This is a genomic window from Oceanobacter kriegii DSM 6294, from assembly GCF_000422845.1.
GTDB classification, from domain to species: domain Bacteria; phylum Pseudomonadota; class Gammaproteobacteria; order Pseudomonadales; family Oceanobacteraceae; genus Oceanobacter; species Oceanobacter kriegii.
The window spans coordinates 1-9,124 of the sequence record NZ_KE383933.1 but is presented as its reverse complement, the minus strand read 5'-3'; the positions used below and the strand labels follow the sequence as shown (position 1 = coordinate 9,124).

The window sequence follows — 9,124 nt, the reverse complement described above, 5'->3', positions numbered from 1 at the left end:
TGCCAGAACGGTGTTGGCGAATTTGGAAAGACTCGGCCGGACAGGTCAGTCATTCCGCTGCATTCGCCGCGGGGGTGTTGTAAAGAGCCAATGACAACCTGCAGGACTCGCGCAGAGCTGTGCAGAGTTATTCAGAGGGTCCCTAGTTCCGATATTCCTTCGGCGACTTGCCCATCCACTGCTTGAACGCCCGCGAAAACGCCGCCGGGTCGGAAAAGCCCAGCTGGCTGGAAATCTCACTGATGGTCAGCTCCGGCTGGCCAAGCAAGGTGACGGCCAACTTCTGTCTTAATTCATCTTTCAACGCCTGAAACGAGGTGCGCTCAGCGGTCAACCGGCGGCGCAAGGTGCGGCTGGTGATGTGCAGGTGGTCGGCGGCGGCTTCCATGCTGGCGCTGGTCAGCGAGCCGTGTTGCTGCAAATGGGTTTCCAGAAAATTCGATACCTTGCGGGCGGTAAAGGCATGAAAGTTGGGCCGGGTTACCCACACCAGCGGGGCGTTATCCAGATGCTGCTTGAGGGTATCTTCGGTTTGCGCCAGCGGCTGGTCGAGGATAGAACGGTCAAACACCAGCGCGTTCACCGGCATGTTAAAACGGGCGTCGCAGGGGAACATCAGCCGGTATTCCTTCTCGTGGGGCGGTGCCGCATAGCTCAGTTCAACCCGTTTCAGCGGTGTGAACTGGCCAACCAGCCAACCCGGAAAGCGATGCCAGATCAGCAATAAAAACTCGGTCAGAAAATGCGCGCGGTCCAGCTCAGGCCGTGCCAGCGTCAGCTCAAATCGGGCCTCATTGCCTTCTTCCACCAAATGAAAGCGCAGGTCTTCGGTAAACAGGTCATAAAAGCGGCTGATGTGCCGGTACACCCCGCGCAGGTTGCGGTTGTTCACTGCCTGACGCGCCATCAACACAAAGGTGCCGTTCTTCGACGGTCGTTCCGTCCGCCCCAAAAATTCATCGTTGGCCAACTGACGATAGCTTTGCAGCAGGTCGGCAAATTGCAACGGGCTCATACGTTGGTCGCTGGTGTGGGTAACCACGTCCGCCGACAGGCCTGCCATACGCAGCAGCTGGTGGTCATCCAGGCCTTTGCTGCGGGCGGTTTGGGCCAGCTCACGGGCGTAATGCATCGAAATGGAGGAGCGTTCAAACGTCATGGCGATTCTATTTATTTCCACGAGAGACGACGAAACCGGACACAACTCTGCCATAAATTGGGTCGCCTGTCCGAAAATATCAAGAAATCGACTGCCGCTGTCATGGGATCAGCTATGACTTTAACGCTTAATGATGTTCTGTCTGTGGTGAACGGGAAGGGGTTGGCTGCAGGCAGCCCAAACAAGATAAGCGGAATCGGATTCGGAGGTTGCAATGAAAGACGTGGTGGTTGTGAGTGGTGTACGTACCGCAATTGGCAGTTACGGTCAGAGCCTGAAAGACACCAGTGCCTGCGATATGGCCAGTGCGACTGTGGCAGAAGCCATTAAACGCGCCGGTATCACGGGTGACGACGTCGACCACACCGTATTTGGCAACGTGATTCATTCCGAGCCGCGCGATATGTACATCTCCCGCGTGGCGGCCGTTAACGGCGGTGTACGTGAATCCGCCCCGGCGTTAACCGTTAACCGTCTGTGCGGCTCCGGCCTGCAAGCCATTGTCACTGCCGCGCAGCAAATTCAACTGGGTCAGGCCACCACTGTGGTGGCGGGCGGTGCCGAATCCATGAGCCGTGCGCCGTACCATCTGCCAACCGCGCGTTTTGGTCAGCGCATGGGCGATGGTGCCATGATCGACCCGATGGTTTCCGCACTGACCTGTCCGTTTAATCACTACCACATGGGCGTGACCGCCGAAAATGTTGCCGAGAAATTCGACGTTAGCCGCGCCGATCAGGACGCCTACGCCGCCCAGGGCCATCAGCGCGCCCAGTCGGCCATTGAAAACGGCTACTTCGAAAGCCAGATCCTGCCGATTGAGCTGAAATCCCGCAAAGGCACTGTTGAATTCAAGCAAGACGAGCACGTCCGTATGAACTGCTCGGTGGCGGATATGGAAAAATTGCGTCCGGTGTTCAAGAAAGACGGCACCGTGACGGCCGGTAACGCCTCTGGCCTTAACGATGGCGCTGCGGCCATAGTAATGATGGAGCGCGAAGAAGCCGAAAAACGCGGCGCGCCGGTACTTGGCAAGCTGGTCGACTACGCCGTGCACGGCGTTGATCCAAAGATCATGGGCATTGGCCCTGTACCTGTTATCCAGCAGATTCTGGATCGTCAGGGCCTCAGCGCCAATGACATCGACGTCTACGAAGTCAACGAAGCCTTTGCCGCTCAGGCACTGGCCGTGGCCCGCGAGCTGAAGCTGCCAGAGGAGCGCCTGAATCCGAACGGCAGCGGCATTGCGTTGGGTCACCCGGTGGGCGCGACCGGTGCCATTATTACGGTGAAAGCCCTGTACGAGCTGCAACGCATTGAAGGTCGCTACGCCATGGTCAGCCTGTGTATCGGTGGCGGTCAGGGCATTGCCGCCTTGTTCGAGCGTGTCTGATTCATAACGTCACACCTTGCGGCCCTGTCTTCTGCCAACGCTGAGCGATTCCGCCGGTAAGCGCAGCGGCGGGGCCGGAATGTACGACATTGTATGAAGTTTGCGTGAAATTTGGTCAAAAAGCCGGTTTGTCTCAATACACAACAATAACGAAAGGCGCATCATGGACATTCTTCCTTCCGCAGTGGACACCATCGTGTCCGGAAGCCACCGGGTAACGCGCCGCAGAGCAGACATTCTTGGGAGCTTTCATATGTACGCAGGTCAATCCGTCACACTCACCATGACCCCCGGCGGCATCGCCGAACTGGTACTCGATACCGCCGATGCTTCCGTCAATGTATTAAACAGCCAATTGCAGGACGAGCTGGGTCAGGCCCTGGCGGCTTTGGGCACCAGCTTCGATGTTAAAGGTTTGCTGATTCACAGTGCCAAACCGGCGTTTGTACTGGGTGCTGACATTACCGAATTTTCCGGGCTGTTTGCCCACGAGGCCACCGAGATTTCCCGTTGGGCCAGCAAGGTGCATGGCCTGCTGAATCTGATGGAAAAACTGCCGTACCCAACCATGACCGCCATCAACGGCATGGCGCTGGGCGGCGGCATGGAACTGGCGCTGTCGACCGACTACCGCGTTGCCGACAGCCGCTGCAAACTTGGTTTGCCGGAAGTCACCTTGGGCATTTGCCCGGGCTGGGGCGGTACCGTACGACTGAACCGTCTGATCGGCGCTGAAAACGGTCTTGGCTGGATGCTGTCTGGCAAGCCGGTTAACGCACAAAAAGCGCTGCAACAGGGCGCTATTGACGCCGTGTTTGAAGCCGACGTGCTGCTGGACGAAGCCCGCGCCATGCTGCAAACCGTGATTCGTGAAGAACAGGACTACCTCAGCCGTCGCTCTGCCAAACAACTGGCGTTGCCTGCTTCTGAACAAACCGAAACCGCCATGCAGGCGTTGCGAGATCAGTTTGGCAAAGGCCTGGACAGCCGTTACCCGGCGGCACCGGCCATTCTGGATACCGTCACCAACGCCATGAGCCGTGATTTCCACGAAGCACTGGCCATGGAAGCGAAAACCTTTGGTGAGTTGGCTACCGGTTCGGTGGCCAAAAACCTCATTGGTCTGTTCCTCAACGACCAGTTCCTCAAACGCGAAACCAAGCGCTGGGCCAAACAGGCGCAGCCGGTGAATAAAGCCGCGGTTCTGGGGGCAGGCATCATGGGCGGCGGCATTGCCTACCAGGCGGCGCTGAACAAGGTGCCGATGCTGATGAAAGACATCAGTAACGAAGCATTGGACCTGGGTGTGGCGACCGCCAGCAGCATCCTCGACCGCAGCATCAGCAAAGGCCGCATGACCGAAGAGGGCAAGGCGGCGGTGATGGCCAACATTCACTCGACCCTGACCTACGAAGGCTTTAACGAGTTGCCATACGTCGTTGAGGCCGTGGTGGAGCGGGCCGACATCAAGAAGTCGGTACTGGCTGAAACCGAAAGCAAACTGCCAGACCACGCGATTCTGGCCACCAATACCTCGACCATTTCCGTCAACGAACTGGCCACCGCACTGAAGCGCCCGCAGCAGTTCTGCGGCATGCACTTCTTTAACCCGGTGCACGCCATGGCGCTGGTAGAGATTATTCGTGGCGAGCAAACCAGCGACGAAACCATTGCCACCACCGTGGCCTTCGCGGCAGCGATGGGCAAAACCCCGATCGTGGTGAACAACTGCCCGGGCTTTCTGGTGAACCGGGTGCTGTTCCCATACTTCAACGGCTTTAACCGTTTGTTGATGGACGGCGTTGATTTCGAGCGCATCGACAAGGTTATGGAAGACTTCGGCTGGCCCATGGGCCCGGCCTATCTGGCCGACGTGATTGGCCTGTACACCATGGTGCACGCCGATCAGGTAATGGAAGAAGGCTTCCCGGAACGCATGGGCCACAGCGACCGTCCGATCATTGAAACCCTGCTGGATCGCGGTGGTCAGGGCCAGAAAAACGGCCTGGGTTTCTACGAATACGGCAAGGACGAACACGGCAAACGCTACAAGCGCCGTTCTGCGCTGGTGGACGAGATTCTGGCCGAGCGCGTCAGCCGTACAGAAGACGTCAGCGATGCTGAAATCATCGAGCGCATGATGATCCCGATGTGCATGGAAACCGTGCGCTGTCTGGAAGAAGGCATTGTGGCGACGGCCACCGAAGCCGACATGGGCGTGATTCTGGGGCTCGGTTTTCCGCGCTTCCGCGGTGGCGTACTGCGCTATATCGACACCCTTGGCCTCAGCACCTTTGTCGCTCAGGTCGAGGCCCATGCCGAACACGGTCCGCTGTACCAGCTGACCAGCGGCATCAAAGAACGTGCCCGTAACGGCAAAACCTTTTACTGAACACAACCCGCTTGCAACGATATGACAAGCGTTACAAGAGCTAACCGGAGTTAACAGGAGCCAGGCTATGAGTGATTACAAGCATCCTTACCGTGACACCGAATTCGTGCTGGACCAGCTGATCGGCTTTGATGCCCTGTGTGAAGCCGCCAAGCTGGAAGGCATCAACATGGAACTGGCCGCTACCGTGGTAGAAGAGGCTGGCAAATTGGGTGCGGGTGTACTGGCCCCACTGAACTGGGAAGGCGACCAGAAAGGCGCTCATATTAACGAGCAGGGCGTTCAGCAAACGCCGGGCTTCAAGGAAGCCTACGACCAGATGGTCGAAGGCGGCTGGTTGTCGCTCAATGCGCCGGAAGAATTTGGCGGCCAGGGCCTGCCGAAAGTGCTGGCCTCTGCGGTTAACGAAATCTGGCACTCCTCCAATATGGCGTTTGCCCTGTGTCCGCTGCTGAGTCAGGGCGCGACCGAAGCCCTGGCCCACCATGGCAGCGACGAACTGAAAGCCACTTACTTGCCAAAACTGGTGTCTGGCGAGTGGACCGGCACCATGAACCTGACCGAGCCAGACGCCGGTTCTGATCTGGCGGCGGTAAAAACCAAGGCCATTCCGGAAGGCGACGCCTACCGCATCAGCGGCACCAAGATTTTCATCACCTGGGGTGATCATCAGATGACCGACAACATCGTCCATCTGGTGTTGGCGCGTCTGCCGGATGCTCCTGCCGGTGTGAAAGGCATTTCGCTGTTCGTGGTACCGAAGTTCCTGCTGGACGAAAACGGTGAAACCACCGACCAGCGCAACGGTGCGGTGGCACTGTCGCTGGAGCACAAGCTGGGCATTCACGGTTCCCCAACCTGTGTGATGGAATTCGACAACGCCGTCGGTTACCTGGTGGGCGAAGCCAACAACGGCCTCAGCCACATGTTCACCATGATGAACGATGCCCGTCAGGGCGTGGGTGTGCAGGGCCTGTCGATCACCGAACGTGCCTACCAGCACGCACTGCAATACGCTAAAGACCGTATTCAGGGCACCCTGCGTGACGGCAGCCGCATTGCCATCATCGAGCACCCGGACGTACGCCGTATGCTGATGACCATGAAGTCCACTTCCGAAGCCATGCGTGCCTTGTGTCTGGTGGCTTCTGCCGAACTGGATTACGCCCGTATGGTGGGTGGCGACAACGCCGCCACGCACATGGCCCGTGCCGAACTGCTGACCCCAATCGTGAAAGGCTGGTGTACCGAACTGTCGGTCGAGATGACCTCGCTGGGTGTGCAGGTGCACGGCGGTATGGGCTTTATTGAAGAAACCGGTGCGGCCCAGCACTTCCGCGATTCCCGCATTCTGCCAATTTACGAAGGCACCAACGCCATTCAGGCCTTGGATTTGATCGGCCGTAAGACGCTGTCTAACGGTGGTGAGGTATTGACTGGCCTGCTGACCGAAATGCAAACCGCCGTTGAAACTGCCAAAGCCGCAGCAGCGATTCCAGCCGCAGCCATTGCCCAGTTTGAAGCGGCGGTAGCTACCGCGTTTGAATGCCGCGACTACATTCTGGCAGGTGCGAAGGAAAACAAGGCGCTGGCAGGCTCGGTTGCCATGAACATGCTGATGCAGTTGGGCTACACCGTTGGAGCCTGGTTGATGGTAGAGAGTGCTGGCAAAGCCAAGGCGAAACTGGACGCCGGTGAGGGCGATCCGGAATTCCTCAACGCCAAGCTGGCTACGGCACAGTTCTTCTGTGAACACCTGCTGCCTCGTCAGGCGTCGCACGCCATTACGTTGAAGGCAGGCACAGACAGCATCATGGCGATCAGCAACGACCAGTTCTGATCGTCGCCAGATGCAGCAAGTTTCCACTGGCCGGTCCTTACCCTGTGCTGGTCAGTGGGTCGGTGGGTTGGTGACAGAACCCCAAAACTCCTTCTTCTCGGGCAGGAGTGATGGAGATGATCAGGAACCTCGCAATGCCTCTGCGGCACCGGCTTTTCCCCACGACTGGCATTCAACAGTGTCTGTCGTGGGGTTTTTTATCAAATTGGCGTCGTTGCGGTTACAATGCGCGCCCTTAAATTTTTAATGGTTGTCCGAGAGCGCGGTTTTTGACCGCCAAATCGACATCAGGCAAGCCCATAAGAAGGCTCCAGAGACCTGAGCGTATCGAACCGGCAGCCCGAACAGATTCAGCAAGCTGAGAGGAAAACATGACCGAACGCGAATCCATGGCCTACGACGTAGTCATCGTAGGTGCTGGCCCTTCCGGCCTCTGTGCATCCATCCGTCTGGCCCAACTGGCGCAGGAAGCCGGTCAGGAACTGACCATCTGTCTGGTCGAAAAGGGTTCCGAAGTGGGCGCTCACATCCTCTCAGGTGCGGTGATTGAATCCCGCGCGCTGGACGAGCTGATCCCGGACTGGAAAGAAAAAGGCGCACCGCTGAACACCCCGGTGATCCGCGATGAGCTGTACCTGCTGAAAGACGAAAAAGCCGCTACCAAGCTGCCAGACTTCGCTGTGCCAAAAACCATGCACAACGCACCGGGCCACACGACTCATGGCGATGCCAACTACATCGTCAGCCTGGGTAATGTCTGCCGCTGGTTGGCGGAACAAGCCGAAGAACTGGGCGTGGAAATCTACCCGGGCTTCGCCGCCGCTGAAATCGTCTACAACGACGACGGCTCTGTTGCTGGTGTGGCCACCGGCGACATGGGCGTTGACGCCGAAGGCAATCCAAAAGACGGCATGTACACCCCGGGTATGAACCTGCTGGGCAAATACACCATCTTCGCCGAAGGCTGTCGTGGCCATCTGGGCAAACAGCTGTACAGCAAGTTTGACCTCGCCAAAGACGCCGACGCCCAGCACTACGGCATTGGCATCAAAGAACTGTGGGACATCGACCCGGCCAAACATCAGGAAGGTCTGGTACTGCACGGCGCAGGCTGGCCACTTACCGGTTCTGCCAAATCCGGCACCGGCGGTGGCTTCTTCATGTACCACACCGAAAACAACCAGGTGGTGGTGGGTCTGATTGTCGACCTCAACTACAAAAACCCATGGTTGAGCCCATACGACGAGTTCCAGACCCTTAAACACCACCCGGTACTGGCGCAGTACCTGGAAGGCGGCAAGCGCGTATCGTACGGTGCCCGTGCGATCACCAAAGGCGGCTTCAACGCGCTGCCCAAAATGCACTTCCCGGGCGGCCTGATCACCGGCTGTAACGCCGGCACCCTGAACTTCGCCAAAATCAAAGGCACCCACACAGCCATGAAAACCGGCATGTTGGCTGCTGAAGAAATCTTCAAGGCACTGGGCGAAGAAGCCAAGAGCCTGGAAGAAGGTGCAGAAACTACTGGTGGAAAGGACCTGACGTCCTACGCCGACACCTTCAAAAACTCCTGGGTATACGAAGAACTGTACACCACCCGTAACTTTGGTCCGGCGATCCATAAATACGGCACCTTTATTGGTGGCGCATTCAACTTCCTCGACCAGAACATCTTCGGTGGCAAACTGCCAGTGACCCTGCGCGACAACCACGAAGACTACGCCCAGATGCAAACCGTCGATCAGGCCACCAAAATCGACTACCCGAAACCGGACGGCGTACTCAGCTTCGCCAAACTGGACTCCGTGTTCCTGTCGAACACCTACCACGAAGAAGACCAGCCGTGTCACCTGACGCTGAAAGACAACAGCATCCCGTTGGCAGTAAACCTGCCGAAATACGCAGAACCCGCCCAACGCTTCTGTCCGGCCGGCGTATACGAAGTGGTAGACGGCGAAGACGGCCAACCGAAGTTCCAGATCAATGGCCAGAACTGCGTCCACTGCAAAACCTGTGATATCAAAGACCCATCCCAGAACATCACCTGGGTAGTACCGGAAGGTGCCGGTGGTCCGAATTATCCGAATATGTAAGCGCGTTCAGCTTGCTACACAACAAAGCCCGCAGCCGCGGGCTTTGTTGTATATGGAATTTGTAGGAGGGAATTCATTCCCGAAAAACGATCATCACTGCAGACGGAGCTCGCCTCACGTATTTATCTGAATTACAGATTTCTGCCGATTCCTGTAGATACCATCTCTCCTAACCGTCCTCAAGAGGCTAAATGGCCACCTGAGGACGGTATTCGCTTTGATGTTTCACAACACCAAAACAAATCTG

Annotated in this window: 5 protein-coding genes; 4 read left to right on the top strand and 1 reads right to left on the bottom strand. The window is 57.4% G+C overall.

The features are described 5' to 3' along the window. Positions 1 to 142: 142 nt before the first annotated feature. The gene (locus G516_RS0117945; RefSeq protein ID WP_028294816.1) at positions 143 to 1,159 is read right to left on the bottom strand and encodes an AraC family transcriptional regulator; all 1,017 of its coding nucleotides are present in this window, start codon (positions 1,157 to 1,159) and stop codon (positions 143 to 145) included. Between the two features lie 214 nt (positions 1,160 to 1,373). Between G516_RS0117945 and bktB the strand changes: the two genes are divergently transcribed. From bktB to G516_RS0117925, 4 genes are all read left to right on the top strand, one after another. Continuing rightward, positions 1,374 to 2,552, top strand: coding sequence for a beta-ketothiolase BktB (gene bktB / locus G516_RS0117940; RefSeq protein ID WP_028294815.1), 1,179 nt, complete (start codon positions 1,374 to 1,376; stop codon positions 2,550 to 2,552). Positions 2,553 to 2,805: 253 nt separating this feature from the next. Further along, positions 2,806 to 4,944 carry a fatty acid oxidation complex subunit alpha FadB gene (gene fadB, locus G516_RS0117935; protein WP_028294814.1) on the top strand — a complete coding sequence of 713 codons (2,139 nt, stop codon included), beginning with the start codon at positions 2,806 to 2,808 and terminating at the stop codon, positions 4,942 to 4,944. 67 nt (positions 4,945 to 5,011) lie between these two features. Next, the gene (locus G516_RS0117930) at positions 5,012 to 6,784 is read left to right on the top strand and encodes an acyl-CoA dehydrogenase (RefSeq protein ID WP_028294813.1); all 1,773 of its coding nucleotides are present in this window, start codon (positions 5,012 to 5,014) and stop codon (positions 6,782 to 6,784) included. A gap of 371 nt (positions 6,785 to 7,155) precedes the next feature. Beyond that, positions 7,156 to 8,877, top strand: a complete 1,722-nt coding sequence (locus G516_RS0117925; protein ID WP_036537405.1) for an electron transfer flavoprotein-ubiquinone oxidoreductase — start codon at positions 7,156 to 7,158, stop codon at positions 8,875 to 8,877. Positions 8,878 to 9,124 lie beyond the last annotated feature (247 nt).

Excerpts from the sequence above, each read along its gene's own strand:
- G516_RS0117945 (WP_028294816.1), bottom strand. The coding sequence starts at position 1,159 with ATGACGTTTGAACGCTCCTCCATTTCGATGCATTACGCCCGTGAGCTG.
- bktB (WP_028294815.1), top strand. The coding sequence starts at position 1,374 with ATGAAAGACGTGGTGGTTGTGAGTGGTGTACGTACCGCAATTGGCAGT.
- fadB (WP_028294814.1), top strand. The coding sequence starts at position 2,806 with ATGTACGCAGGTCAATCCGTCACACTCACCATGACCCCCGGCGGCATC.
- G516_RS0117930 (WP_028294813.1), top strand. The coding sequence starts at position 5,012 with ATGAGTGATTACAAGCATCCTTACCGTGACACCGAATTCGTGCTGGAC.
- G516_RS0117925 (WP_036537405.1), top strand. The coding sequence starts at position 7,156 with ATGACCGAACGCGAATCCATGGCCTACGACGTAGTCATCGTAGGTGCT.